We start from the raw sequence: 25,206 nt of genomic DNA, 5'->3' as shown, positions 1-25,206 counted from the left end.
CCGCACAAGAGGACCGACATGACCGAACTGGAATTCAAATCGCTGGCCGACCAGGGCTACAACCGCATCCCGCTGATCGCCGAGGCCTTTGCCGACCTGGAAACGCCGCTGTCGCTGTACCTGAAGCTGGCCCAGTCGCAGACGCGCGGCGTCAACACCTTCCTGCTGGAATCGGTGGTGGGCGGCGAGCGCTTCGGGCGCTTTTCGTTTATCGGCCTGCATGCCCGCACGCTGCTGCGAGCCTTCGGCAACCGCACCGAGGTGGTGACCGACGGCAAGGTGGTGGAAACCCACGAAGGCAACCCGCTCGACTTCATCGCCGAGTTCGAACAGCGCTTCAAGGTGGCGCTGCGCCCGGGGCTGCCACGCTTCTGCGGCGGCCTGGCCGGCTACTTCGGCTACGACGCGGTGCGCTATATCGAGAAGAAGCTCGCCGACACGCACAAGCCCGATGACCTGAACCTGCCGGACATCCAGCTGCTGCTGTGCGAGGAACTGGCCGTCATCGACAACCTGTCGGGCAAGCTCTACCTGATCGTCTACGCCGACCCGACCACGCCGGAAGCCTATTCGCGCGCCCGCCAGCGCCTGCGCGAGCTGCGCATGAAGCTGCGCCAGCCGGTGGATGTGCCGGTCACCAGCCCGTCGGTGCAGACCGAGGTCTACCGCGAATTCGCCAAGGCCGACTACCTGGCCGCGGTGCACAAGGCCAAGGAATACATCATGGCCGGCGACATGATGCAGGTGCAGATCGGGCAGCGCCTGGTCAAGCCTTACCGTGACGCGCCGCTTTCGCTGTACCGCGCGCTGCGTTCGCTGAACCCGTCGCCGTACATGTACTTCTACAACTTCGGCGACTTCCAGGTGGTGGGCGCCTCGCCGGAGATCCTGGTGCGCCAGGAAGAACGCAAGGTCGGCACCAACGGCGACATGCGCAGCGAACACATCGTCACCATCCGCCCGCTGGCCGGCACGCGCCCGCGTGGCAATACGCCGGAGAAGGACGCCCAGCTCGCCACCGAGCTGCTGCAGGATCCGAAGGAGATCGCCGAGCACGTGATGCTGATCGACCTTGCGCGCAACGATATCGGCCGCATCGCCGAAACCGGTTCGGTCAAGGTCACCGACAAGATGGTGATCGAGAAGTACTCGCACGTGCAGCATATCGTCAGCTCGGTCGAAGGCACGCTGCGCGAAGGCATCAGCAACCTGGACGTGCTGCGCGCGACCTTCCCGGCCGGCACGCTGTCGGGCGCGCCCAAGGTCCATGCGATGGAGATCATCGACGAGCTGGAACCGCGCAAGCGTGGCATCTATGGCGGCGCGGTGGGCTACCTGTCGTTCGGCGGCGAGATGGACCTGGCGATCGCGATCCGCACCGGCATCGTCAAGGACGGCAACCTCTACGTGCAAGCCGCCGCCGGCATCGTTGCCGACTCGGATCCCGAAGCCGAATGGAGGGAAACCGAAGCCAAGGCGCGCGCCGTGATCCGCGCCGCCGAGCAGGTCCAGGATGGCCTGGACTCCGACATCTGAGAGAACAGGAGACAGACGCCATGCTGCTGATGATCGACAACTACGATTCGTTCACCTATAACCTGGTCCAGTATTTCGGCGAACTGGGCGAGGACGTGCGCACCTACCGCAACGACGAGATCACCATCGAGGAGATCGAGGCGCTCAAGCCGGACCACATCTGCGTCTCGCCCGGGCCGTGCAGCCCGAAGGAAGCCGGCATCTCGGTGGCGGCGCTGCAGCACTTTGCCGGCAAGATCCCGCTGCTGGGCGTGTGCCTGGGCCACCAGGCCATCGGCGAGGCCTTTGGCGGCAAGGTGATCCGCGCCAAGCAGGTGATGCACGGCAAGGTCAGCACCATCGAGACCACGCAGCAAGGCGTGTTCGCCGGACTGCCCAGGCACTTCGACGTGACGCGCTATCATTCACTTGCGATCGAGCGCGAAACCCTGCCCGATTGCCTGGAGATCACCGCCTGGACCCCGGACGGCGAGATCATGGGCGTGCGCCACAAGACGCTCGCCGTTGAAGGCGTGCAGTTCCATCCCGAGTCGATCCTGTCCGAACATGGCCATGCGCTGCTGGCCAACTTCGTCAAGGCGCCGCGATGAGACTGCTCGATTCCGCACCTTCCAGCCCGCACCACGCCATCCAGACTGTCAACGAGAACGCCATGATCACGCCGCAAGAAGCCCTGACGCGCTGCATCGAGCACCGCGAAATCTTCCATGACGAGATGCTGCACCTGATGCGGCAGATCATGCAGGGGCAGATCTCGCCGGTGATGGCCGCCGCAATCCTGACCGGCCTGCGCGTCAAGAAGGAAACCATCGGCGAGATCTCCGCCGCCGCGCAGGTGATGCGCGAGTTCGCCAACAAGGTGCCGGTGGCCGATCGCGAAAACTTCGTCGATATCGTCGGCACCGGCGGCGATGGCTCGCACACCTTCAATATCTCGACCGCATCGATGTTCGTCGCGGCCGCCGCCGGCGCCAAGATCGCCAAGCATGGCAACCGCGGCGTCAGCTCCAAGTCGGGCAGCGCGGACGTGCTGGAAGCGCTGGGCGTGAACATCATGCTGACGCCCGAGCAGGTCGGCCAGTGCATCGAAGAGACCGGCATCGGCTTCATGTTCGCGCCCACGCACCACCCGGCGATGAAGAACGTCGCCCCGATCCGCAAGGAGATGGGCGTGCGCACCATCTTCAATATCCTGGGCCCGCTGACCAACCCGGCCGATGCGCCCAACATCCTGATGGGCGTGTTCCATCCCGACCTGGTCGGCATCCAGGTGCGCGTGATGCAGCGCCTGGGCGCGAAGCATGCCATCGTGGTGTACGGCAAGGACGGCATGGACGAGGTTTCGCTTGGCGCCGCCACGCTGGTGGGCGAACTGAAGGACGGCGAGGTGCGCGAATATGAGATCCACCCCGAGGACTTCGGCCTGCAGATGATCTCCAACCGCGGCCTGAAGGTGGCCGATGCGACGGAGTCGAAGGAAATGCTGCTTGAAGCGCTGACCAACGTACCGGGCACGCCGCGCGAGATCGTCTCGCTGAACGCCGGCACCGCGCTGTACGCCGCCAACGTGGCCGACTCCGTCGAAGACGGCATCCGCCGCGCGCGCGAGGCGATTGCCAGCGGCGCGGCGCAAGAGAAGCTCGACCAGTTCGTGCGCGCCACCCAGCAGTTCAAGTAAGAGACGCGAATATGTCCGACATCCTGCAAAAGATCCTGGCCGTAAAGGCCGACGAGGTCGCCGCCGCACGCAAGAAGCGCGACCTGCCCAGCCTGCGCGCGGAGGCCGAAAGCCTGCGCACTGAGCCGGGCCTGGCACCGCGCGGCTTTGAGCGCGCGCTGCGCGAGAAGATCGCCGCCGGCCAGGCCGGCGTGATCGCCGAGGTCAAGAAGGCATCGCCGTCCAAGGGCGTGCTGCGCGAGCACTTCGTGCCCGAGGCCATTGCCGAAAGCTACGCCAGCCATGGCGCTGCCTGTTTATCGGTGCTGACCGACGTGAACTTCTTCCAGGGACACGCCGACTACCTGAAGCGCGCCCGCGGCGCCTGCCCATTGCCGGCCCTGCGCAAGGACTTCATGGTCGACCTGTACCAGGTGTATGAAGCGCGCACCTGGGGCGCCGACTGCATCCTGCTGATCGTCGCCGCGCTGGACCCGGGCCTGATGGCCGAACTGGAAGCCTGTGCGCTTGAGCTCGGCATGGATGTGCTGGTGGAAGTGCACGGCGACGACGAGCTCGACGCGGCGCTGCGCCTGAAAACGCCGCTGCTCGGCGTGAACAACCGCAACCTGCGCACCTTCGAGGTGTCGCTGGACAACACGCTGGACCTGCTGCCGCATATGCCGGCCGACAAGCTGGTGGTGACCGAGTCCGGCATCCTCGGCCAGGCCGATGTGAAGCGCATGCGCGATGCCAACGTGCATGCGTTCCTGGTGGGCGAAGCGTTTATGCGGGCGCCGGATCCGGGCGTGGAGCTGGCACGGCTGTTTGCCTGAGCTAACGCCTGCCGACGCACGCTGGCGGTTTGCTCCCTTCTCCCGCAAGCGGGAGAAGGGGCCGGCTAGCGGTGACTGGAAAGACATCGCCCTCGCCAACCCTCTGAAATCGCCTGCTGCCATGCCCCAGGAAATCGAACTGAAACTCGCCGTCCCCGACGACGCGCTGGCCCCGCTGGCCGCCTGGCTCGACGCCAACGGCGCCCCGCAGGGCGAAGCCACGCTGCTCAACGTCTACCTCGATACCCCGCAACGTGAGCTGGCACAGGCGCGTGCCGCGCTGCGGCTGCGCCGCAAGGGCGCGCAATGGCTGCAGACGCTGAAGACCGCCGGCAGCAGCCAGGGCGGCCTGGCCACGCGCCATGAATGGGAGACGAAGATCGCCGGCGAGGCCATCGAGCTGCAAACCTTTCCCGCGGAAGCGCAAACCGTGCTCGCGCCACTGATCGGCCGGCTGGCACCGGTGTTCCGCACCGACTTCGTCCGCCGCACCTGGCTGGTCACGCAGGACGGCGCCCGCATCGAGGCCGCGCTCGACACCGGCACCATCGCCGCGCCGGCCAGCGCCGCGCAGGAACCCATCCAGGAACTCGAACTGGAATGGCTCGATGGCGACGCCGCGCACGCGGCCGATGCCCTGCGCGCCTTTGCCGCGCGGCTGGCCACCGTTGCCGCGCTGGCCCCCTCGGACCTTAGCAAGGCCGCCCGCGGCTACCGCCTGGCGGGAATTGCCGAAGGCAAGGCCTCATAATCGCGGTTTTCCCGCCAAGCTTTCCTTACACATGCAAGCCGATCTCTTCGCCGCCGAAGCCCCCCGCGCCCCCGGCGAACCGTCCCCTGCCGCCAGCCTGCAGGCCCAGGCCGACGCCCTGCCCGCCGCCTGGCGCACATTGCTGGACCCGTGCATCCGCGTGCCGGCGTGGCAGGAGCTGGCCGCCTTTGTCGACGGCGAACGTGCCGCCGGCAAGCCGGTATTCCCGCACCATGTCTTCCACGCGCTGCACCTGACCCCGCCCGACGCGGTCAAGGTGGTGATCCTGGGCCAGGACCCCTACCACGGCACCGGCACGGTCGGCGGCGTTGAGCTGCCGCAGGCGCACGGGCTGGCGTTCTCGGTGCCGGAAGGCATCAAGGTGCCGCCCAGCCTGCGCAACATCTTCAAGGAAATCGCCGCGGAGTTCGGTGCCAACGACAACTGCGCGCCGCGCGCCTCCGGCAACCTGGAAGGCTGGGCGCGCCAGGGCGTGCTGCTGCTCAACACCGTGCTGACGGTGGAACAGGGCCAGGCCGCCAGCCATGCGCGGCGAGGCTGGGAAGCCGTCACCGATTGCCTGATCCAGAACCTCGCCGCCAGCCGCCCGAGTCTTGTGTTCATGCTGTGGGGCAGCCACGCGCAGGCCAAGAAGCCACTGCTGGGCGCCGGCCACTGCGTGCTGGAAGCGCCGCATCCGTCGCCGCTGTCGGCGCACCGGGGCTTCCTGGGCTGCGGGCACTTCCGCGAGGCCAACCGCTGGCTGGAAGCGAACGGCCGCACGCCGGTCGACTGGACCGCGGCCTAGTCCATCAGATCGTCGGCCGGAATTCGAAACCGGCAAACTCCCCTTCCCCAGGCCCGACCTCGACCAGCGTCACCTGCGCGGCCGGCGGGCCCTGTTCCATCCACGCCTGCAGGGCTTCGAGCTGCCTGACCGTGCCGTGCGCCATCACCTCGACGGTGCCGTCGAGCCGGTTGCGCACCCAGCCGCCAAGCTCAAGGTCGTCCGCCGCGTCGGCGCAGGCGGCGCGGTAGCCCACGCCCTGCACGCGCCCATGCGCGACCAGGCGCCAGGTTTCCTTCTTCATGGCTTTTCCCTTTGGGCGCACGCCGGCAGCGTGCGCGATCTGTCATCCACACCAAGTAAACTAGACCGCCATGCCGGGCGTTACAAAGGGATGCGCGCCGCCCGGCGTGAAGCCGGCGGCATGCGGGCTTTGCCATTGTCCGCCGGGGCCGCGAATCAGGGCTGGGCCACAAGCCTTGCCATCCAAGCTCGATACAGCCCGAGAAGCGCCCATGATGCCACCCGCCGACCGCCGCGCGGCCCCGCCCGCCCCTGGCTTTGACAGCCAGCTGCTGCGCGCCCCGCCCAACCGCTTCGACCTGGCCCTGCTGCCGATCATCCTGGCCGTGATCGTGATGATCGCGTTCACCGCGCAGCAGATGAACGCCCCGTTCCAGCCCGACCAGCAACTGGCGGTGCACCTGGACGCGGCCTACCTGCCCTACTACCTGATGCGCACCAGCATCCGCATGCTGGCGGCGCTGGCGGCGTCGCTGCTGTTCTCGCTGGCGTTTGCCGCGCTGGCGTCAAAGAGCCGCACGGCGGAGAAGGTGCTGGTGCCGGCGCTGGACATCCTGCAGTCGATACCCGTGCTGGGCTTCCTGTCGATCACCGTGACCGGCTTTATCGCCCTCTTTCCCGGCAATATCGCAGGGGTCGAGTGCGCGGCGATCTTCGCCATCTTCACCTCGCAGGCGTGGAACATGGCGTTCAGCCTGTACCAGTCGTTCCGCACCATCCCGGGCGATTTGATGGAAGCGGCGGCCATGTTCCGGCTGTCGCCGTGGCAGCGCTTCTGGCGGCTGGAAGTGCCGTTCGCCATGCCGGGGCTGCTGTGGAACATGATGATGTCGATGTCCGGCGGCTGGTTCTTCGTGGTGGCGTCCGAGGCGATCTCGGTATCCGGCCACGACATCCGCCTGCCTGGGATCGGCTCCTATATCGCGCTGGCGATCCAGCAGCAGGACCTGGCCGCGATCGGCTGGGCCATCCTGGCGATGCTGGCGGGCATCCTGCTGTACGACCAGCTGCTGTTCCGCCCGCTGGTGGCATGGGCCGACCGCTTCCGCTTCGAGACCCTGGCGCAGGACAAGCTGCCGCAGTCGTGGCTGCTGGACCTGCTGCGCCGCTCGGCGTGGGTGGGTGCAGTGCTGGCGCAGACGGCGGCGCTGGCCGGGCGCACGCTGGCGTGGGGCGCGCGCCGCGGGCAGGCCCCGGCGCAGCCGGACAATCCGCGGCGCGCGCTTTGGTTCGGCCGCGTGCGCGACGCCGTGATCGTGCTGGTGGCATTGGCCGCGTTGCTGCGCGTGGGCTACTTCGTGCACAGCGAGGTGGGCTGGGCCGAAGTCGGCCATGTGCTGTGGCTCGGCACGATCACGATGGTGCGCGTGGTGGTGCTGATCGCGCTGGCGGCGCTGGTGTGGGTGCCGATCGGCATCCGCATCGGCCTGAGCCCGGAACTGGCGCGCATTGCCCAGCCAATCGCGCAGTTCCTGGCCGCCTTCCCGGCCAACCTGATGTTCCCGCTGGCGGTGATGCTGATCGTGCGCTTCGGGCTGAACCCGGAGATCTGGCTGAGCCCGCTGCTGATCTTCGGCACGCAGTGGTACATCCTGTTCAACGTGGTCGCGGGGGCGTCGGGCATTCCCACCGAACTGAAGCTCGCCGCGCGCAATTTCGGCCTGCGTGGCTGGCTGCTGTGGAAGCGCTTCCTGATCCCCGCGGTGTTCCCGAGCCTGCTGACCGGGCTGGTGACCGCCGCCGGCGGCTCGTGGAACGCGAGCATCGTGTCCGAGTATGTGACCTGGGGCGACCGCACCATCGTCGCCACCGGGCTCGGCAGCTACATCGCCGAGACCACCGCGCGCGGCGACTTCCCGCGCATTGCGCTGGGCATAGTCGTGATGGCGCTGTTCGTGGTCGGCTTCAACCGGCTGCTGTGGAACCGCCTGTATCAACTCGCGCAAGAGCGCACCCGCTTGTAAGGCAACGATGGCAGAGAACATTGCATCCACCGCCGCCCCCGCCGTGATCGAGCTGCGCGGCGTCGGCAAGATCTTCCGCACCGCCAGCCAGAGCGACCGTGCCGTGCTCGAAGGCGTGGACCTGACGCTGCGCGAGGGCGAGATCGTCGCCATGCTGGGCAAGTCCGGCTCGGGCAAGTCCACGCTGTTGCGCATCATGGCCGGGCTGGTCGGCGCCGACCGCGGCGAGGTGGACTTTCGCGGCGAACGGCTGGCCGGCACCGCCGAGGGCATCGCCATGGTGTTCCAGTCGTTCGCGCTGTTCCCGTGGCTGACGGTGCAGCAGAACGTTGAGCTGGGGCTCGAGGCCCAGGGCGTGCCCAGGGCCGAGCGCGAGCGCCGCGCCGAGGCCGCGATCGACATGATCGGGCTGGCCGGCTTCAACAGCGCACTGCCGCGCGAGCTGTCGGGCGGCATGCGCCAGCGCGTGGGCATTGCGCGCGCGCTGGTGACCGAGCCGGACCTGCTGCTGATGGATGAAGCATTCTCGGCCCTGGACGTGCTGACCGGCGAGACCCTGCGCGACGAGATGCTGGCGCTGTGGGAAAGCGGCCGTGCCAATATCAGGAGCATTCTGATCGTCTCGCACAATATCGAAGAGGCAGTGATGATGGCCGACCGCATCGTGATCCTGTCGAGCGACCCGGGCCGCATCCGCGCCGAGGTGCCAGTGGCGCTGCCGCGTCCGCGCAACCGCGACAGCGCGCAGGTGCGCGCGCTGGTCGACGAGATCTACGCGCTGATGACCGCCCCCGCCGCGGAAGCGCGCCTGCCCGCGCAAGCGCCCGCGCGCCAGATCGCCTACCGGCTGCCGGACACCGACATCAGCCAGATGGAAGCGATCCTCGACCTGCTGTGCGAGGCACCCTTCAACTGCCGCGCCGACCTGCCCCACCTGGCCGACGAAGCCGGCCTCACCGACGACGAACTGCTGCCTGCGTGCGAAGCGCTGCAACTGGTGCAACTGGTGTCGATCGAGCGCGGCGACATCGCCGCCACCGGGGCCGGCCGCGCCTGGTACGCCGCCGGGCCGCAGCAACGCAAGGTGATGTTCGGCCAGCAGTTGCTGGGCAACGTCGCACTGGCCGCGCATATCCGCCGCGAACTGGTGGCCAGCGAGGCCGGCGAGATCCGCGAAGAACAGGTGCTGCACGAACTGGAGCAGTTCCTGAAGCCCGCCGAGGCCGAGCGCGTGCTCAGCGTGGCGATCGGCTGGGGGCGCTACGGCGAGATCTACGAGTACCGCTACAACAGCGGCATGCTGACACTGCCCGAGGAAGAGCTGCCCGAGGCGCCGTAAGCCACCAGGCTCAGACGCGCGCCCGTATGGCGCGCCCGATGGCCCCCGTGCGCAGCGCGATCTTGGCCGCATCCTCGCGCAACGCGCGCAGGCGGCGGTCCAGCACCGCATTGGCCGGACGGCCGGTGGAGCTGGCGGTGGGACCAGCCTCATGGCTGGATTCGCCGGCGGCGGCCGCGTGCACCAGCACGTCGGTGCGGCGCTTGTCGGCCGAATCGGCCAGGCGGGCGCGGCGTTCGGCGACGGCATCCTCGGCGACTTCGACGCTGACGGTGGCCGCCACTGGTTCGGCATCGGCGACAGCTTCAGTGGGAGTTTCCTCCGCCTTGTCCGCGGCGGCAGGCGCTGCCTCCTTGCGTTCCAATGGCGTTTTCCCGCTGCGGATAAAGCCCGCGCCACGGCCGCCGCCCCGCTCATCGGCATGCAGCCGCTCGCTGGCCACCTGCAGGCTGTGGCTGGCGGCCTCGGTGGCCTGCTCGATCGCGGCTTCCGCGGCCGGGATATCGAGCTCGTCATAGTGCTGGCGCACCTGGATGCGCGCCGCCGCCACGTGCGCGGCCACCAGGTAGTTCTGCACGATAAAGCGGTTCAGGTTGTCCACCGCACGGTGCCGGCTCTTGGGCTCGTCCAGCATGCGCTGGAACGACGAGATCAGCGCCGACAGGTTGTCCATAAACTGCTTGCGCTGCACGCGGTAGGCAAAGTCATCCTTGGTCCTACGCAGCAGCAGGTCGCGCGTGGCGCCGATATAGCGGCGGTTGGCCTGCAGCACGCCCTCCACCAGCTTGGGGATGGCGCGGTATTCCCAGCTCGGCAGCACAAAGCTGAACATCGAGGCGATGATGCCGCCGATCACGGTATCCACCAGCCGCTCGCCCGCCACCGTGGGACTTCCCGGCATCAGCAGGTGGATCTGGATCAGCACCTGGATGCAGGCGGCAATCGCGGTGTAGCGGTACTTGATGGTCACGAACGCGGCGCTGGCCACCAGCGACAGGAACAGCACGCCCAGCAGGATCAGCGGCTGGTGCACCACCTTCAGGATCGCGACCGCGACCACGCAGCCAATCAGCGTGCCAATCAGGCGGTCGTTGTAGCGCTGCTTGGTCATGCTGAAGTTGGGCTTCAGGATGACGATGATTGTCAGCAGGATCCAGTAGCTGTGCGACACATAGGGCAGGTGCTCGGCAATCCACAGCCCCAGCGACACCGCCATCGAGATCCGCAGCGAGAAGCGGAACGCCGGCGAACTCCACTTCAGGTTGTCGCGCAGCACGCTGAACTCATACTTCTGGCGCGTCAGGAACGGCGTCATGTCCGAGCCGGGCAGCACCCTGGCCGGCTCCACCGGCGTGCGCGACGCTTCGTGCAGCTGGCCGACCAGCGTGATCGCGCCGCGCATCATGTCGAGCGTATCGACCAGCGCCGTCATCGCCGCCGGGTTGATATGGTGGTGGCGAAATTGCTCGACCTCGGCCTCGACCGCGCGCAGGCCCTGGCGATATTCCACCGTGGCGTACGAGGCGCGGCCGCGCGTGATCTCGTAGGCGATCTCTTCCACGTCCTTGCACATCTGCAGCACCAGCCCGCGCAAATGGTCCAGCACCGGCGTGCCGGCAAAGGTCTGGCGCAGCAGCGGATAGTCGGTGTTGGTCGACAGGATATACTCGTACAGGTCGAGCATGCGCAGGTGCACCTGCACCAGCAGCCCGTCGTGCGGAGTGCGGTTGCCGCGCAGCACCAGGTCGCGCGCGGCCTGCTGGCGCTCGGCCACCACGATCTGCTGGCGCACCAGCTGGTTGAACTGGGCCTCGTAGTCGTTGCCGGCGTCGTAGAAGCCGGCCTTGATCTCGAGATAGCCGGCCAGCTCATACAACGATTCGGCCAGCACCTGCTGCTTGGTGCGGCGCTCGGTGATCCAGCTCACCAGCATCGCATAGCCGAGATAAGCGACCGCGCCGATGCTGAACAGCGCCGCGTGCTCCAGCGCGCGCCGCACCAGGAAGTCTTCGTTGATGGTCAGCGTCATCACGAACAGCGCCGCGAACTGCAGCGGCAGCGTCTTGTTGCCGTACACCGTCATCATGCCGGCCAGGAACGTCACCAGCACCAGCAGGAACGGCATCACGCGCGGGAACGGCGTGGCCAGCGCCACCACCAGCGTGACCACGCTGCACAGCAGCACGCTGGCCATCATCTCGTTGAACTTGTGGTTCAGCGGGCTGGGCAGGTCCATCAGGCTGGTGCACAGCGCCCCCATCGACACCACCATCGCGGTGGGCAGGTCGCTGAAGTGCAGCGCGATCAGCGTGGCGCCGATCACCCCGGTGGCCGAGCGCAGGCCCCGGTAGATGTAGTGCGAATACAGGAAGGTGCGGGGATCGTGCGCGTATTGCATGCAGCGGGGGCGATGGCGTGCGGTGGCGGGTGTGGCAGCGGAAAACTAGTTCACTGGCCCAGCCAGCGCGAGCGCGCCGCGTGCCGTCCGCTCTCGAGCTTCACCTTGAACTGCGCCGCCGGCTCGCGTGCCAGCGTCACCGGCAGCACCTGCAGCTCGTCGCGGCGGAAGGCGTGCAGCTCGATGCGGTCGCCGCTACGGTAGCGCGCCAGCAGCTTGTCGATCTGGCCCGGCGCCACGCGCAGGCCGTCAATCGCCACCAGCAGGTCGCCGGCGGACAGGCCGGCGGCCTGCGCGGCGCCGCCGTCGAACACCTGCGCCACGCGCACCCAGCCCTCATCGCTCTTGACCTTGATACCCAGCGCCGCGGTGCGCGCCGGCTTCTGCGCATCGGCCTTGACGCCGAACGTTTTGAACAGCGCCGGCAGCGGCAGCTCGCCGGTGCCTTCGGTCAGCGAGCGCAGCAGCGGCCCCATGCGCAGGCCGGTGACTTCATCGAACAGCGCATGGACCTCGGCCTCGGTCACGCCGCGCTGCACCGCGCCCGGCGCGTAGAAGCCGCGGCCGTAGCGGCGCCACAGCGCGCGCATGACATCGTCAAGCGAGCGTCGCCCGCGGGTCTTGTCGCGAATGGTCAGGTCCAGCGCCAGCGCCACCAGCGAACCCTTGGTGTAGTAGCTGACGATGGCGTTGGGGGCGTTCTCGTCCTGGCGGTAGTACTTGGTCCAGGCATCGAAGGAGCTTTCCGCCACGCTCTGCTTGGTGCGGCCGCTGCCGCGCAGCACGCCGTTCCAGGTCTTGGCCAGCATCTCGATGTACTGCTCGTCGGTGATGCAGCCGGAGCGCACCAGCACCAGGTCGTCGTAGTAACTGGTGAAACCCTCGAACAGCCACAGCAGCGGCGTGTAGGTTTCCTCGGCCAGCCGGTACGGCACGAACGCGGCCGGCTTGATGCGCTTGACGTTCCAGGTGTGGAAATACTCGTGGCTGCACAGCCCGAGGAAGGTGCGGTAGCCCTCGCTGGTATCACTGTCGCCGCGCACCGGCAGGTCATTGCGCGCGCATATCAGCGCGGTGCTGGCACGGTGTTCCAGGCCGCCGTAGCCGTCGCTGGTGACCATCGTCATGAAGACGTAGCGGCGGTTGCTGTCCAGGAACGGCGCCTGCGCGGTCTTGGGCTCGAACAGCCGGATCTGCGCTTCGCAGATCCGCTTCAGGTCGCGGCACACGCGCTCGAGGTCGAGCTGCGGCACGCGCCCGGTGAAGACCACGTCGTGCTGCGCGCCGCAGGCGCGGAAGCTGGCCAGCTGGAAGGTGCCCATCTCGACCGGATGATCGACCAGCTCATCGTAGTCGGCCACCTGGTAGCGGCCGAAGCCGTAGCGCTTCGCGCCTGCGCGGCCGGGCGCTTCGCGCATGGCGGTGGCGACGCGCCAGCCGCGATAGGCCTCGCCGGCGGGCGCATGGATATCGATGGTGCATGGCCGCTCGGCCTGCCCGTCCACGCACAGGAACACCGAGCTGCCGTTGAAGAAGCCGTGGGTGGTGTCCAGGTGCGCCGCGCGCACCGACAGGTCCCAGGCATAGACCTCGTAGCTGAGCGTCAGCGGGCCGTCGGCCAGGCTGACCGGCGCGGCCTGCCAGCGCTGCTTGTCGAGCTTGGTCAGCCTGACCTCGCGCCCGCCCGCATCGGCGCGGATGCGCACGATATTGCGCGCGAAGTCCCGGATCATGTAGCTGCCCGGGATCCAGGCCGGCAGCGAGAAACACTGGCCGGCGGGATCGGGTTCGCTCACGGTGACGGTGACGGCAAACAGGTGCGCTTCAGGCTGAAGCGGGGCGATGGCGTAGCGGATCGGCGTCATGGGCAGGATTGTAACGTCGGCGCCAGGACACGGATGCAGCGCCGACGCGGTGGTGCATCAGGGCGACGGTGCGCGATCAGCCGCGATTCACATCCACCACCACGCGCCCGCGCATGCCGCCTTCCATGATCTTGCGGCCCGCCTCGATCGCGTCGCCCAGGCCGATCTCGCGCGTCAGCGCATTGAGCCGGTCCGGCTCCAGGTCGCCGGCCAGGCGCTGCCAGGCCTGCTCGCGCAGCGGCATCGCCGCCATCACACTGTCGATGCCGTGCAAGGTGATGCCGCGCAGGATGAACGGCGCCACCGACCCCGGGAAGTCAAGGCCCTGCGCCAGCCCGCACGCCGTCACCACGCCGCCGTAGCGCACCTGGGCGCAGGCATTGACCAGCGTGTGCGAGCCGACCGAGTCGACCACCGCGGCCCAGCGCTCCTTTTGCAGCGGCTTGCCGGGTACGCCCAGCTCAGCACGGTCGATCACGTCATCGGCGCCCAGCGCCTTCAGGAAATCCGCCTCCCGGGTCTTGCCGGTCGAGGCCACCACCTTGTAGCCAAGCTTGCTCAGCAGCGAGATCGCCACCGTCCCCACCCCACCGGAGGCGCCGGTCACCAGCACCTCGCCATCGCCGGGGCGCACCGGGCCGTCGACGCCGCCGCGCTCCAGCGCCAGCACCGACAGCATCGCGGTATAGCCCGCGGTGCCGATCGCCATGGCCTGGCGCGTGGTGAAGGCGTCGGGCAGGCGCACCAGCCAGTCGCCCTTCAGGCGCGCGCGCTGCGCAAGGCAGCCCCAATGCGTCTCGCCCACGCCGTAGCCGTTGAGCACTACCTTGTCGCCTGCCTTCCAGCGCGGGTGCGCGGATTCCAGCACCGTGCCGGCGCCGTCGATGCCCGCCACCATCGGCCACTTGCGCACCACCGGCGAGCGGCCCGTGATCGCCAGCCCGTCCTTGAAGTTGATGGTGGAGTAGTCGACGGCAACCAGCACGTCGCCGTCGGCGGGCAGCTGCGCGTCGTCGAGCGTGGCGATACTGGCCTGGGTGGCGCCGTCGGCCTGGGTCAGCAGCAATGCCTGGAAGGTCATGGTGTCTCCTTTGTCGCCTGCCGGCGATCGCATGGAATCAGGGAAAAGGCAGAATGCAGAACGGCCGGACAAGTCCGGCCGTCGATCGGGCCGGTACAGGTCCGGCGCGCGCTTATTTCTTGATGCTGGCGAGCTTGCGTTCCAGCGTGGCGACATCCGCCGCGCCGGGAATGCGGGTGCCGTCGGTGAAGAACACCGCCGGAGTGCCGGTCACGTTCATGCTGTGGCCCAATGCCAGGTTTTCTTCCAGCGGGGTCTTGCAGCTGCCGTTGCCGGTCAGCGCCACCTGCTTGAGCATCCAGTCGCGCCAGGCCTTGGTGCGGTCGGACGCGCACCAGACCTGCTTGGCCTTGGTTTCGGAATCCGGCGACAGCACCGGGTACAGGAAGGTGTACACGGTGATGTTGTCCATCTGCTGGAAGGTCTGCTCGATGCGCTTGCAATAGCCGCAGTTGGGGTCGGAGAACACCGCCACCTGGCGGCTGCCATCGCCCTTGGTCCACTTGATCGCGCGCGCCAGCGGCAGGTCCGACCACTTGATGCGGTTGATCTCGGCCAGCCGCTCCTCGGTCAGGTTGGTGCCGGTGCGGGTGTCGATCATCTCGCCGTTCAGGATGTAGCGGCCCGAGGCGTCGGTGTAGACCACCTGCCCGCCGATATTGGCCTCGAACAGGCCCGGCACCGGGGTCTTGCTCACGCTCTTCACTTCAGCACGGCCGCCCATCATCTTCTGCAGCGACTCCTTGATGCGGTCGGTGCCGGGCTCGCCCGCGGCCATGGCATGCAGCGCGAAGCCCGCCGCGGCCAGCCCGCCGGCGATGGCGGTGATCGCGGCGCTCATGGCGGGGCGGCGGCGCAGGAATGGGAACATGTGGACTCCAGAGTATTCGGTAAAGGGATCGGAACGTTGGCGCGGCCGCGGTCAGCCAAGCGCGCGCGCGATCAGGAAGCGCTTGAGCAAGGACTGGCCGCCGACCGCGCGCATGCCGGTGTTGCGCACCACGCGCGCGACGCCGCCCGGCAACGAGAACAACCGGTGCAGTCCGTCGGTGGCCGCGGTCAGCGCAAGCAAATCGGTGGCGCGGGCGCGCTCGTAGCGGCGCAGCAAGCGCAGGTCGCCCTCGCTGCGGAAAGGTTCTTTGTCGGCCATCACGCGGCCAAGTTCCGCGACGTCGCGCAGGCCCAGGTTCATGCCCTGGCCGGCCAGCGGATGCAACACGTGGGCGGCGTCGCCCACCAGCGCCACGTGCGGCTGCACGAACTGGTCGGCACGCTGCAGCACCAGCGGGAAGCCCTGCGCCGGGGTCACGCAGCGCAGCGCGCCGAACTGCGCGCCGACCGCGCCGCTGGCGCCCTGCATCACCGTGGCGGCGAGCGCCTCGGGCGACAGCGCCAGCAGCTCGCGCGCGTGGGCCTCTTCGGCGGCCCAGACCATCGACACATGGTTGTCCGGCAGCGGCAGCAGCGCCAGCACTTCGCCGTTGGCGGGTTCCTCGTCGGCCATCAGTTTTTCGGGCGCGCCCAGGAACCACTGCCACGCGGTTTCCTGGTGCGGGCGCTCGCAGGCGAAATTGGCGACCACGCCCAGCTGGCGGTACTTGCGCGTGCTGACGCCGATGTGGCATTGCTGGCGCAGCCAGGAGCGCGCGCCGTCGGCACCGACCACGCAGGCCGTGCGCAGCTTCTCGCCATTGCCCAGGGTCAGCGTGACGCCGTCAGGATCGCGCTCGAACGCGCTCGCCGTGGCGTCGTGCCAGGTCACCTGGTGCTGGAAGCCCAGCGCTGTGTCGAGCGCGCGCTCGACGTGGCTGGATTCGATGATCCACGCCAGCTGCGGCACCGCGGCCGCGTAGGCCGAGAAATGCAGGTCCCCGTCCAGGCTGGGCGAGGTCTCGGCCGCGCTGACATCGCCGAACACGCGCATGTCGCGCACCGGCTGGATCCGCGCCGGGTCCAGCGCCTCCCACACCCGCATGCGCTCCAGCAGCGCCTGCGAGCTGGCCGAGAAGGCGTAGATGCGGCTGTCCCAGTCATCCGGCCCCGCCGCCGTGCGGCCGCTGGCGCGGGGCGGCCTGGGCGCGACCAGCGCCACGTCCATGCCCTGCTGGGCCAGCAGCAGCGCGCAGGACTTGCCGACGATGCCGCCGCCGACGACAGCAACCTGGAAAGCGGAGGAGTTGCGCGCAGACGGGCGCGCGGACGCGTGGGATCGGATCATGGCTGGATTATAGCCACGTCACTCCTGGCCCCGCCCCACGCCGGCTCAACCCGGCCGATGGCGAGGCCCCCATCCGCTAGAATACGGGTTTTGCAATTTCCCGCCTTCTACCATGAGCCTCCAATGCGGCATCGTCGGCCTGCCCAACGTCGGCAAGTCCACGCTGTTCAATGCCCTGACCAAGGCCGGCATCGCCGCCGAAAACTACCCGTTCTGCACCATCGAACCCAATGTGGGCGTGGTCGAAGTGCCGGATCCGAGGCTCGCCAAGCTGGCGGAGATCGTCAAGCCGGAGCGCGTGCTGCCGGCCACGGTCGAGTTCGTCGATATCGCCGGCCTGGTGGCGGGCGCCTCCAAGGGTGAAGGCCTGGGCAACCAGTTCCTGGCCAATATCCGCGAATGCGACGCCATCACCCACGTGGTGCGCTGCTTCGAGGACGATAACGTCATCCACGTTGCCGGCAAGGTGGACCCGCTGTCGGACATCGAAGTGATCAACACCGAACTCGCGCTGGCCGACCTGGCCACCGTCGAGAAGGCCCTGGCCCGCTACATCAAGCCGGCCCGCGCCGGCGACAAGGAAGCTCAGCGCCTGGTCGCCGTGCTGGAAAAGGCGCAAGCCGTGCTGGACCAGGCCAAGGCCGTGCGCACCCTGGACCTGGCGCCCGAAGAGTGGGAAGCCATCCGGCCGTTCTGCCTGATCACCGCCAAGCCGACCATGTATGTCGCCAACGTGCGTGAAGACGGCTTCGAGAACAACCCGCACCTGGACGCCGTGCGCGAGTACGCCAAGCTGACCAATTCCCCCGTGGTGTCCGTCTGCGCCGCCATCGAAGCCGAGATCGCCGACCTGGACGATGCCGACAAGGCCGAATTCCTGGCCGACCTGGGCATGGAAGAGCCCGGCCTGGACCGTGTGATCCGTGCCGGCTTCAAGCTGCTCGGCCTGCAGACCTACTTCACCGCCGGCGTCAAGGAAGTGCGCGCCTGGACCATCCACGTCGGCGACACCGCCCCCAAAGCAGCCGGCGTGATCCACACCGACTTCGAACGCGGCTTTATCCGCGCGCAGACCATCGCCTATGAAGACTTCATCAGCTTCAAGGGCGAGACCGGCGCGAAGGAAGCCGGCAAGATGCGGGCGGAAGGCAAGGAGTATGTGGTGAAGGATGGGGATGTGATGAACTTCCTGTTCAACGTCTAAGACCGCCAGACGTCATGAAAAAGCCACCGCATGCGGTGGCTTTTTCTTTTGGGCCGGGGGACATCACTTTCGCCTCACAACCTCTCCATCCCCTTCCCCCGCAACCCCACCAGCAGCGCCTGCCCGTCCGCCCCCACGCGGAATTCCCCATACTGCGCCTGCGCAAACCGCTCGCCCTGCCCCTCCTGGAAGAAATACGCATCGGTCGACACCTGCACCCGCGTGCCGCCCCAGCTCGAGCGGGCGACCTGGTAGCGCAGCAGCTGCTCCCCTGCCGCCAGCGGCTCGCCGCCGTGTACGCGCACGAAGCTGGCCACGCCCTGTTCATCGCGGCGGATCACGGCCACGCCGTCGCGGGGTGGCCGGTCGTCCTGCGTCTGAGCGGTGCGGATCTGGTTGCCGATGTCAAAGTTCAGCGCCATGTAGTCGCCCTGCATCAGCGAGCGCGGGTCGGCCGGGGCGAGCTTGAGGTAGACGGTCTCACCGCGTGCCAGCAGGCGCTCCTTGCCGGCGATGCCGGCGGCGGCAAATGCCAGCGTCAGGGCCCAGGCGATCAGGATCCAGCGTTTCATGCGGCCTCCTTGCCGGTGCGGGTGCGCAGCAGCCGGTAGCGGCCGGCCAGCAACAGTGCGCCGGCCACGGCGAGCGTGGCGGACTTGGCCAGCAGGGTCCAGTGCAGCGCGCTGTAGTACCAGATGAAACCGACAGCGATGCTGGCGATGCCCAGGCCCAGCCACGGCATCGACGCGCGGCGCAACGCCAGGCCGAGCGCGAGAACTCCTGCCACGACCGCGGGCGCGGCCGCCATCAGCGCGCCGAAGGCCGCCACGCCGGCAAGGACGGCGCCCTGCAGGGCGGGGCTGAGCGCCAGCCGGCGGCATTCGGCGAGCGCGAAGCCGGCCAGCACCACTGTGGCCAGCCCGCCCGCGACCCAGTGCGCGAGCGGGATGCGTCCGGCTTCCGGGCCGCCCAGCCAGGCCAGCGGATGGCTCATGCCGGTGACGACCAGTGCGACGGCCAGCGTGAACAGCAGCGTCGCGTCGGCCAGCGGTTCCAGCAGCGTGTGGCGGCCGGCCGCGCACAGGCGTGCTTCGGCCAGCGTGAAACCCGTCACCAGCGCGCAGCCGAGCGGCACCAGCCAGCCGAGGGACCACGTCAGCAACAGCCAGTCGTCCGGCTCGCTGCCGGCCAGGACGAGATGCACGGCGCCTGCCAGCCCGATCCATGCGCCCACCGCGCACAGCAGCCGGTGCAGCCGGTTCGGGACCAGCAAGGCGAGCGCGGCCTCGAACAGTGCCAGCCCGGCCCAGAAGCCTGCGCTCTCGGTGACGCGCGTGAAGCCCAGGGCCTCGACCAGCCCGAACACGGCCATGCCCTGCCCGCTCAGGCTCACGGCCAGCGCGAATTGCCCCGCGGCAATGCCGCCGCCACGCCAGTACAGCAGCGCGGCCAGTGCGATCATGGCCAGGCCGGTCACCGCCATGGCAATGCCGTTCTCGCGCGCGGCGACGAAGACCGTGCCGACCAGGAAGAGCTGGAAGAACAAGGCACCGAGCCAGCCGGCCGCGCCCATCAGGCAGCGCACGGCCCAGGGGGTGTGGGTGTGGTCGGGCCGCTCGCCCTGTACCTCGCCGCGTGCGGCGAGGTCCTGCCAGAGGCGTTGCCCGGTCTGCAGTTCGGTCGTCATGCCTGCTCCAGTTGGCCGCGCCAGGCACGCATCAGCCAGGCGGCCGCGCCGGCGGCAAGGCCGATGGTCACCAGCCCGAGCAGCAGGAAGGCGCCGAAATCGTCCTTGCCCTCGAACAGCACCTTGGCGATGCCGGCCACCGCCAGCACGATGCCGGTCAGGCAGGCCAGGCTCAGCACCACGATGTCGAAGACGCGCTGGCGGAACCACCAGACCAGGGCGGCCAGGACCACCACCGCCAGCGCAAATGCAGCGCCGTCGAAATGGCTGTCCAGCAGGCTGGCCAGCCCGAGCGAGCCGGCGTGCACGCAGGCCATTGCGGCCAGCATGCGGCTGCCGGTCTGCCCACGGAAGCCCAGCGCCGGCGCCCGCGCGCACAGCAGCTGCCACAGCGCCAGTTGCAGCACCACCGCGCCCAGCAGCGCCAGCGTGGCGGTGCGTATATGGCGCGTATCGAACAGCAGCGCGAACACGCCTTCGACACCGAAGCGGATGCTGAAATAGCGCAGCAACGCCACGTTGCCGACCACGATTACCAGCCACCAGTGCGGTGCGGCGCACGCCGCCAGCGCCCAGGGCACCGCCAGCAACGCCCATAGCGCAAACAGCTGCCACGCGTCGGCGCCGGTCTGGTAGGTCTGCCCGATCACCGCAAGCAGCACGCCGGCGACGACCTGCGCGCCGCCCAGCGCGGCCCGGCCCGCGGTGTCGCCAGCCGGACGCAGCCAGGCAAAGGCGGCGAGCAGCGTGAGCGCGCCGGCCAGCAGGCCGAACTTGGAAAACTTGTGGAGATCCTGCCAGTTGAAGGCGAAGAACACGATCACGCCCGCGCACAGCAGTGCGGTGCCCAGCGCCATCAGCGCCGTGTCCAGCCAGCGGCGCCAGTCGGTGGCGACGGGCTCGGTGCGCGCCCACGGCGCAGTGACGCCGGCCGCGTCCAGGCGCCCCAGTGCGCGCCAGTCGGCCAGTGCCCGGCGGATGGCGCGCCGTTCGCCGGTGGCTACGGTGGGTGTGCCTTGCATGTAAGTGTCCTTACGTGCTGAGATGACGGGGACTTTAGCAAAGCGGCGCGGGGGCCGCACCTGTTCCGTGGGAGGGTGCGGTGCGGTCGCGCTCTGATCTATGCCCGGCCTGCGCGGGCCGGTATGCTGTGGTTTTCTCGTCCTGCGCCCGCTCCATGACTCTCGGAATCCTTGCCGCCATCCATGATGAAGTCGATGGCCTGGTGGCCGCCATGCGCCATGACGACAGCCGCGCCACGGTGCGCACCATCGGCATGCGCGACTACTATGCCGGCCAGCTGCTCGGGCAGCCGTGCGTGCTGGTGCTGGCGCGCATGGGCAAGGTGGCGGCGTCGGCGACCACGGTCACGCTGATCCGCGAGTTCGGCGCGACGCAGATCGTCTTCACCGGGCTGGCCGGGGGCATTGGCGCCGGCACCAATGTCGGCGACATCGTCATCGCCGACCGCACCATCCAGCATGACCTCGACGCACGTCCGTTCTTCGGCCGCCATGAAGTGCCGCTGCTGGACCGTGCCGAGTTCCCGGCCGACCCGGCGCTGACCGCCGAGCTGGAAGCCGCCGCGCGCGAATTTCTGCAGCTGGACCTGCCTGCCGAAGTGCCGCGCGAGGTGCTGGAACGATTCGGCGTAGCCGCGCCGGCGCTGCACCACGGAATGATCGCCAGCGGCGACCAGTTCATCGGCTCACCGGCGGCGGTGACGGAGTTGCGTGAGCGGCTGCCCGGATTGCTGGCGGTGGAAATGGAAGGCGCCGCGGTGGCGCAGGTCTGCCATGAATACGGCGTGCCGTATGCCGTGATGCGGACCATTTCGGACCGGGCCGACGATAGCGCCCATGTGGACTTCGCGGCATTCCTGAAGGATGTGGCCAGTCACTATTCCAGTGGCGTGCTGCGCCGGCTGCTGGCCGGAAGAGCCAAGGCCGACACTGTTCAAACGCCGGTCCGCTTCTGATCGCGATCAAGCGGCGAGCGGATTCCCGCCGCCGCGGTCAGTTCTGTTCTTACCGCCCGCGCGGCCGCAGCGCGCCCCAGGCCCCCACCAGCAGCGCCGAGCCGGCGATCACCGCCAGCCAGCTGCTGAGCTGCCCGTCGATAAACAGGTGCAAGGCCCGGCCGCCATAGAAAGCGCCCGCCGCACCCGCCGCACCCAGCACCAGCGCGGCCGGCAGGGTCACCACGCGCCCTGCCGGATGCAGCCGGCGCGCCGCCAGCCCCACCAGCAAACCCACGATCAAGGTGCCCAGCATCCGCTTCTCCTGTGTTGTCAGCATCACAGCCGCAAGGGCTGCGGCGTAACGATACTGCAATCCGGAGCCGCTGCCATGCCCCCGCCCGGCCCCGGATGGCCCAGCGCCTGCAATTAGCGATCCCGGCGGTATAATGGCATCCGGTCCGGCCACGCTCCGGACCGTACCCGTCCCCTACAAATGCAACTGCTCGCGATCGGCATCAATCACACAACGGCACCTGTCTCGCTGCGCGAGCGGGTGGCGTTTCCGCTCGAGCAGATCAAGCCCGCGCTGGGTGCGCTGCGCTCCCACCTGTCGGGGCGCAGCGGCACTGAAGCCGCCATCCTGTCCACCTGCAACCGCACCGAGATCTACTGCGCGACCGACGTCCTGACGCCGGGCACGGATGGTTTCGAGCACACCCTGCGCTGGCTGTCGCAGCACCACAACGTGCCCGCCGGCGAACTGGCGCCGCACCTGTACGCGCTGCCGCAGTCCGAAGCCGTGCGCCATGCCTTCCGCGTGGCCAGCGGCCTGGATTCGATGGTGCTGGGCGAGACCCAGATCCTGGGCCAGCTCAAGGACGCCGTGCGCACCGCCGGCGAGGCCGGCTCGCTGGGCACGTACCTGAACCAGCTGTTCCAGCGCACCTTCGCGGTGGCCAAGGAAGTGCGCGGCCAGACCGAGATCGGCGCGCATTCGGTATCGATGGCCGCAGCCGCGGTGCGGCTGGCGCAGCGGATCTTTGAAAGCGTCTCGACCCAGCGCGTGCTGTTTATCGGCGCGGGCGAGATGATCGAACTGTGCGCCACGCACTTCGCCGCGCAGCAGCCGCGCCAGATCGTGGTGGCCAACCGCACCGTGGAACGCGGCGAAAAGCTCGCCGAGCAGCTCTCCGGCCAGGGCCTGACCGCCAACGCGATCCGCCTGACCGACCTGGGCGAGCGCCTGCATGAGTTCGATATCGTGGTGTCCTGCACCGCCAGCTCGCTGCCGATCATCGGGCTGGGCGCGGTGGAGCGCGCGGTCAAGCGCCGCAAGCACCGCCCCATCATGATGGTCGACCTGGCCGTGCCGCGCGACGTCGAGCCCGAAGTCGCGCGCCTGGACGACGTCTTCCTGTACACCGTCGACGATCTCGGCGCGATCGTGCGTGAAGGCAATGCGATGCGCCAGGCCGCGGTGGCGCAGGCCGAGGCCATCATCGAAAGCCGGGTGCAGAACTTCATGCACTGGCTGGAAACCCGCAGCGTGGTGCCGGTCATCCGCGAACTGCAGACCAGCGGCGAAGCCATCCGCCAGGCCGAGCTGGAACGCGCGCGCCGCATGCTGGCACGCGGCGACGACCCCGAAGCCGTGTTGGAGGCCCTCTCCGGTGCGCTGACCCGCAAGTTCCTGCATGGCCCCACCCACGCACTGAACCACACCCAGGGCGAGGACCGCGAGGCGCTGCTGCGCCTGGTGCCGGGCCTGTTCCGCCACAGCAGCCACTCCGAGCGCTAGCCGCTCTGCCCTTGCGCCGCGCGCGCCCTGCCGCGCCGGCACGCCGCCACCCGCCCGCGGGTAGCCCCGGCCCCTGGCCCACCTCTTCCCCCCGCACCCGATGAAAGCCAGCATGCTTGCCAAGCTCGACCAACTGGCCGAGCGACTCGATGAAGTCAACGCCCTGCTCGCGCGCGAAGACGCGACCGCGAAGATCGACCAGTACCGCAAGCTCAGCCGCGAACATGCCGAGTTGTCGCCGGTGGCCGAGCAGTACGGCCAGTACCGCCAGGCGCAGGACGACCTGGCCACCGCGCAGGCGCTGCTGGACGATCCGGAGATGAAGGACTTTGCCGCCGACGAGATCGCCAGCGCGCGCGCGCGGCTGGAAGCCCTGGAAGCGAGCCTGCAGCGCCTGCTGCTGCCCAAGGACCCGAACGACGACCGCAACCTGCTGCTGGAAATCCGCGCCGGCACCGGCGGCGAGGAAAGCGCGCTGTTCGCCGGCGACCTGCTGCGCATGTACACGCGCTATGCCGAACGCCAGCGCTGGCAGGTCGAAGTGATGAGCGAATCGGAATCGGACCTGGGCGGCTACAAGGAAGTGATCGTGCGCATCGCCGGCGATGCGGCATTCTCCAGGCTGAAGTTCGAATCCGGCGGCCACCGCGTGCAGCGCGTCCCGGCGACCGAGGCACAGGGGCGCATCCACACCTCGGCCTGCACGGTCGCGGTGATGCCCGAAGCCGATGAAGTGGGCGAGGTCGAGATCAACCCGGCTGACCTGCGCATCGACACCTTCCGCGCCTCGGGCGCTGGCGGGCAGCACGTCAACAAGACCGATTCCGCGGTGCGCCTGACCCACCTGCCGACCGGCATCGTGGTCGAGTGCCAGGACGACCGCAGCCAGCACCGCAACAAGGACAAGGCGATGAAGGTGCTGGCGGCCCGCATCAAGGACATGCAGACGCGCGCCGCCCAGGCGAAGGAGGCCAGCACGCGGCGCAACCTGATCGGCTCGGGCGACCGCAGCGACCGCATCCGCACCTACAACTTCCCGCAGGGGCGCGTGACCGACCACCGCATCAACCTGACGCTGTACAAGATCGACATGATCATGGACGGCGACATGGATGAGCTGCTGTCGGCACTGGCTTCGGAACACCAGGCTGATCAGCTTGCTGCACTTGGCGAAGAGTCGTAAGCACCACAAAATGTCGTGCAACCGGCCTTCCGCCCCGAACACCGCGTAAAGTCGCCGATATCTTTGTATTTCTTGTAAATGCTTGAAACAGCACTGGTAGGGGTAAGGCGGCTGTCTATAATCGATTTCGACCGGCAAACGGAGAATGGTGCCGGGTAGTCACTCCCGAGAACATACCTAGGACGAAATCATGAAAAAACTGCTCGCGCTGTTGATGATCACCGCGGCCATGGCCGCTTGCAGCAAGAAGGAAGAAGCTCCGCCTGCCGCCTCGAACGCCGAGAGCGCCATGCAAAGCGCCGCTGAATCCGCCAAGGCCGCCGCCAGCGATGCCGCCGCTGCCGCCAGCAACGCCGCAGACGCCGCCAAGGCCGCCGCCAGCGGTGCCGCAGCCGACCTCTCGGCCGCCGCCGACAAGGCCAAGGCAGAAGCCGGCAGCGCCATGGCAGACGCCAAGCAGGCCGCCAAGGATGCCGTCAACACGGGTGCCGACAAGGCCAAGGACGCCGTCAATAAGTAATCGTCCCGGCGGGGGCATCGCGCCGCCCGCTGTCGATGAGCGGTACACTGGCGGCAAGCTGGAAGTCCCGCCCCAAAGCCCCGCCAGGCCTTTGCGCCGGTGGGGTTTTTTGTAGCCGG

23 protein-coding genes are annotated in these 25,206 nt (G+C 68.4%); 13 read left to right on the top strand and 10 right to left on the bottom strand.

The window, feature by feature from the left end; translation table 11 throughout:
• Positions 1-18 precede the first annotated feature (18 nt).
• The 6 genes from trpE (at position 19) to C265_RS17405 (ending at position 5,588) form a co-directional block, all read left to right on the top strand.
• Complete coding sequence (trpE, locus tag C265_RS17430) at positions 19-1,536, top strand: anthranilate synthase component I (protein WP_010809902.1); 1,518 nt, start codon at positions 19-21, stop codon at positions 1,534-1,536.
• Positions 1,537-1,556: 20 nt separating this feature from the next.
• Positions 1,557-2,126 (top strand): aminodeoxychorismate/anthranilate synthase component II, encoded by a 570-nt coding sequence (locus tag C265_RS17425; RefSeq protein ID WP_010809901.1) that lies wholly within the window; start codon positions 1,557-1,559, stop codon positions 2,124-2,126.
• Positions 2,127-2,188: 62 nt separating this feature from the next.
• On the top strand, positions 2,189-3,214 hold the full coding sequence (trpD, locus tag C265_RS17420) for an anthranilate phosphoribosyltransferase (protein ID WP_010809900.1): 1,026 nt from the start codon (positions 2,189-2,191) through the stop codon (positions 3,212-3,214).
• 11 nt (positions 3,215-3,225) lie between these two features.
• Positions 3,226-4,029 (top strand): indole-3-glycerol phosphate synthase TrpC, encoded by an 804-nt coding sequence (gene trpC / locus C265_RS17415; RefSeq protein WP_010809899.1) that lies wholly within the window; start codon positions 3,226-3,228, stop codon positions 4,027-4,029.
• A 121-nt stretch (positions 4,030-4,150) separates the two neighbouring features.
• Positions 4,151-4,780, top strand: a complete 630-nt coding sequence (locus tag C265_RS17410) for a CYTH domain-containing protein (protein WP_010809898.1) — start codon at positions 4,151-4,153, stop codon at positions 4,778-4,780.
• A gap of 31 nt (positions 4,781-4,811) precedes the next feature.
• Positions 4,812-5,588: a uracil-DNA glycosylase gene (locus C265_RS17405; RefSeq protein ID WP_010809897.1), complete on the top strand. Its 777-nt coding sequence runs from the start codon at positions 4,812-4,814 to the stop codon at positions 5,586-5,588.
• 4 nt (positions 5,589-5,592) lie between these two features.
• Here the strand turns inward: C265_RS17405 and C265_RS17400 are convergent, their stop codons facing one another.
• Positions 5,593-5,871 carry an acylphosphatase gene (locus tag C265_RS17400; protein WP_010809896.1) on the bottom strand — a complete coding sequence of 93 codons (279 nt, stop codon included), beginning with the start codon at positions 5,869-5,871 and terminating at the stop codon, positions 5,593-5,595.
• 211 nt (positions 5,872-6,082) lie between these two features.
• On the opposite strand from C265_RS17400, the gene C265_RS17395 reads away from it, so the two are divergent.
• Both C265_RS17395 and C265_RS17390 read left to right on the top strand, forming a co-directional pair.
• Entirely contained in the window at positions 6,083-7,834 is a 1,752-nt protein-coding gene (locus C265_RS17395) for an ABC transporter permease subunit (RefSeq protein WP_010809895.1), read from the top strand.
• A gap of 7 nt (positions 7,835-7,841) precedes the next feature.
• Positions 7,842-9,173, top strand: coding sequence for a nitrate/sulfonate/bicarbonate ABC transporter ATP-binding protein (locus C265_RS17390; RefSeq protein WP_010809894.1), 1,332 nt, complete (start codon positions 7,842-7,844; stop codon positions 9,171-9,173).
• 10 nt (positions 9,174-9,183) lie between these two features.
• Here C265_RS17390 and C265_RS17385 read toward each other — a convergent pair whose 3' ends face one another.
• The 5 genes from C265_RS17385 to C265_RS17365 all read right to left on the bottom strand — a co-directional run bounded on the left by C265_RS17385 (position 9,184) and on the right by C265_RS17365 (position 16,735).
• On the bottom strand, positions 9,184-11,571 hold the full coding sequence (locus C265_RS17385; RefSeq protein ID WP_010809893.1) for an FUSC family protein: 2,388 nt from the start codon (positions 11,569-11,571) through the stop codon (positions 9,184-9,186).
• 50 nt (positions 11,572-11,621) lie between these two features.
• Positions 11,622-13,436, bottom strand: coding sequence for a M61 family metallopeptidase (locus C265_RS17380; RefSeq protein WP_010809892.1), 1,815 nt, complete (start codon positions 13,434-13,436; stop codon positions 11,622-11,624).
• A 76-nt stretch (positions 13,437-13,512) separates the two neighbouring features.
• The gene (locus tag C265_RS17375; RefSeq protein WP_010809891.1) at positions 13,513-14,517 is read right to left on the bottom strand and encodes an MDR family oxidoreductase; all 1,005 of its coding nucleotides are present in this window, start codon (positions 14,515-14,517) and stop codon (positions 13,513-13,515) included.
• Positions 14,518-14,629: 112 nt separating this feature from the next.
• A complete protein-coding gene (locus C265_RS17370; RefSeq protein ID WP_010809890.1) occupies positions 14,630-15,388 on the bottom strand; it encodes a DsbC family protein in 759 nt (252 codons plus the stop codon).
• 51 nt (positions 15,389-15,439) lie between these two features.
• The gene (locus C265_RS17365) at positions 15,440-16,735 is read right to left on the bottom strand and encodes a UbiH/UbiF family hydroxylase (RefSeq protein ID WP_010809889.1); all 1,296 of its coding nucleotides are present in this window, start codon (positions 16,733-16,735) and stop codon (positions 15,440-15,442) included.
• Between the two features lie 112 nt (positions 16,736-16,847).
• Between C265_RS17365 and ychF the strand changes: the two genes are divergently transcribed.
• Positions 16,848-17,939: a redox-regulated ATPase YchF gene (ychF, locus tag C265_RS17360; RefSeq protein ID WP_010809888.1), complete on the top strand. Its 1,092-nt coding sequence runs from the start codon at positions 16,848-16,850 to the stop codon at positions 17,937-17,939.
• A gap of 74 nt (positions 17,940-18,013) precedes the next feature.
• Here the strand turns inward: ychF and C265_RS17355 are convergent, their stop codons facing one another.
• The 3 genes from C265_RS17355 to C265_RS17345 are packed head-to-tail and all read right to left on the bottom strand — an operon-like array spanning position 18,014 to position 20,648.
• Entirely contained in the window at positions 18,014-18,511 is a 498-nt protein-coding gene (locus C265_RS17355) for a GDYXXLXY domain-containing protein (RefSeq protein WP_010809887.1), read from the bottom strand.
• Positions 18,508-19,626 carry a DUF4401 domain-containing protein gene (locus C265_RS17350; protein WP_010809886.1) on the bottom strand — a complete coding sequence of 373 codons (1,119 nt, stop codon included), beginning with the start codon at positions 19,624-19,626 and terminating at the stop codon, positions 18,508-18,510. Before C265_RS17350 ends, C265_RS17355 begins: the two co-directional genes overlap by 4 nt.
• Positions 19,623-20,648 carry a DUF2157 domain-containing protein gene (locus tag C265_RS17345; protein ID WP_010809885.1) on the bottom strand — a complete coding sequence of 342 codons (1,026 nt, stop codon included), beginning with the start codon at positions 20,646-20,648 and terminating at the stop codon, positions 19,623-19,625. Before C265_RS17345 ends, C265_RS17350 begins: the two co-directional genes overlap by 4 nt.
• Positions 20,649-20,803: 155 nt before the next feature.
• On the opposite strand from C265_RS17345, the gene C265_RS17340 reads away from it, so the two are divergent.
• The gene (locus C265_RS17340; RefSeq protein ID WP_010809884.1) at positions 20,804-21,604 is read left to right on the top strand and encodes a 5'-methylthioadenosine/adenosylhomocysteine nucleosidase; all 801 of its coding nucleotides are present in this window, start codon (positions 20,804-20,806) and stop codon (positions 21,602-21,604) included.
• Positions 21,605-21,653: 49 nt separating this feature from the next.
• On the opposite strand, the gene C265_RS17335 is transcribed toward C265_RS17340, so the two are convergent.
• Complete coding sequence (locus tag C265_RS17335) at positions 21,654-21,899, bottom strand: hypothetical protein (RefSeq protein ID WP_010809883.1); 246 nt, start codon at positions 21,897-21,899, stop codon at positions 21,654-21,656.
• Positions 21,900-22,079: 180 nt separating this feature from the next.
• Here C265_RS17335 and hemA point away from each other — a divergent pair, with 180 nt between their 5' ends.
• The 3 genes from hemA to C265_RS17320 all read left to right on the top strand — a co-directional run bounded on the left by hemA (position 22,080) and on the right by C265_RS17320 (position 25,087).
• On the top strand, positions 22,080-23,384 hold the full coding sequence (gene hemA, locus C265_RS17330; protein WP_010809882.1) for a glutamyl-tRNA reductase: 1,305 nt from the start codon (positions 22,080-22,082) through the stop codon (positions 23,382-23,384).
• Between the two features lie 100 nt (positions 23,385-23,484).
• Positions 23,485-24,567: a peptide chain release factor 1 gene (prfA, locus tag C265_RS17325; protein ID WP_010809881.1), complete on the top strand. Its 1,083-nt coding sequence runs from the start codon at positions 23,485-23,487 to the stop codon at positions 24,565-24,567.
• Between the two features lie 190 nt (positions 24,568-24,757).
• Positions 24,758-25,087, top strand: coding sequence for a hypothetical protein (locus C265_RS17320; protein ID WP_010809880.1), 330 nt, complete (start codon positions 24,758-24,760; stop codon positions 25,085-25,087).
• The last annotated feature ends 119 nt before the right edge of the window (positions 25,088-25,206 follow it).

The organism is Cupriavidus sp. GA3-3 (assembly GCF_000389805.1).
Taxonomy (GTDB): domain Bacteria; phylum Pseudomonadota; class Gammaproteobacteria; order Burkholderiales; family Burkholderiaceae; genus Cupriavidus; species Cupriavidus necator_D.
This window is presented reverse-complemented; position numbering and strand designations above follow the sequence as displayed.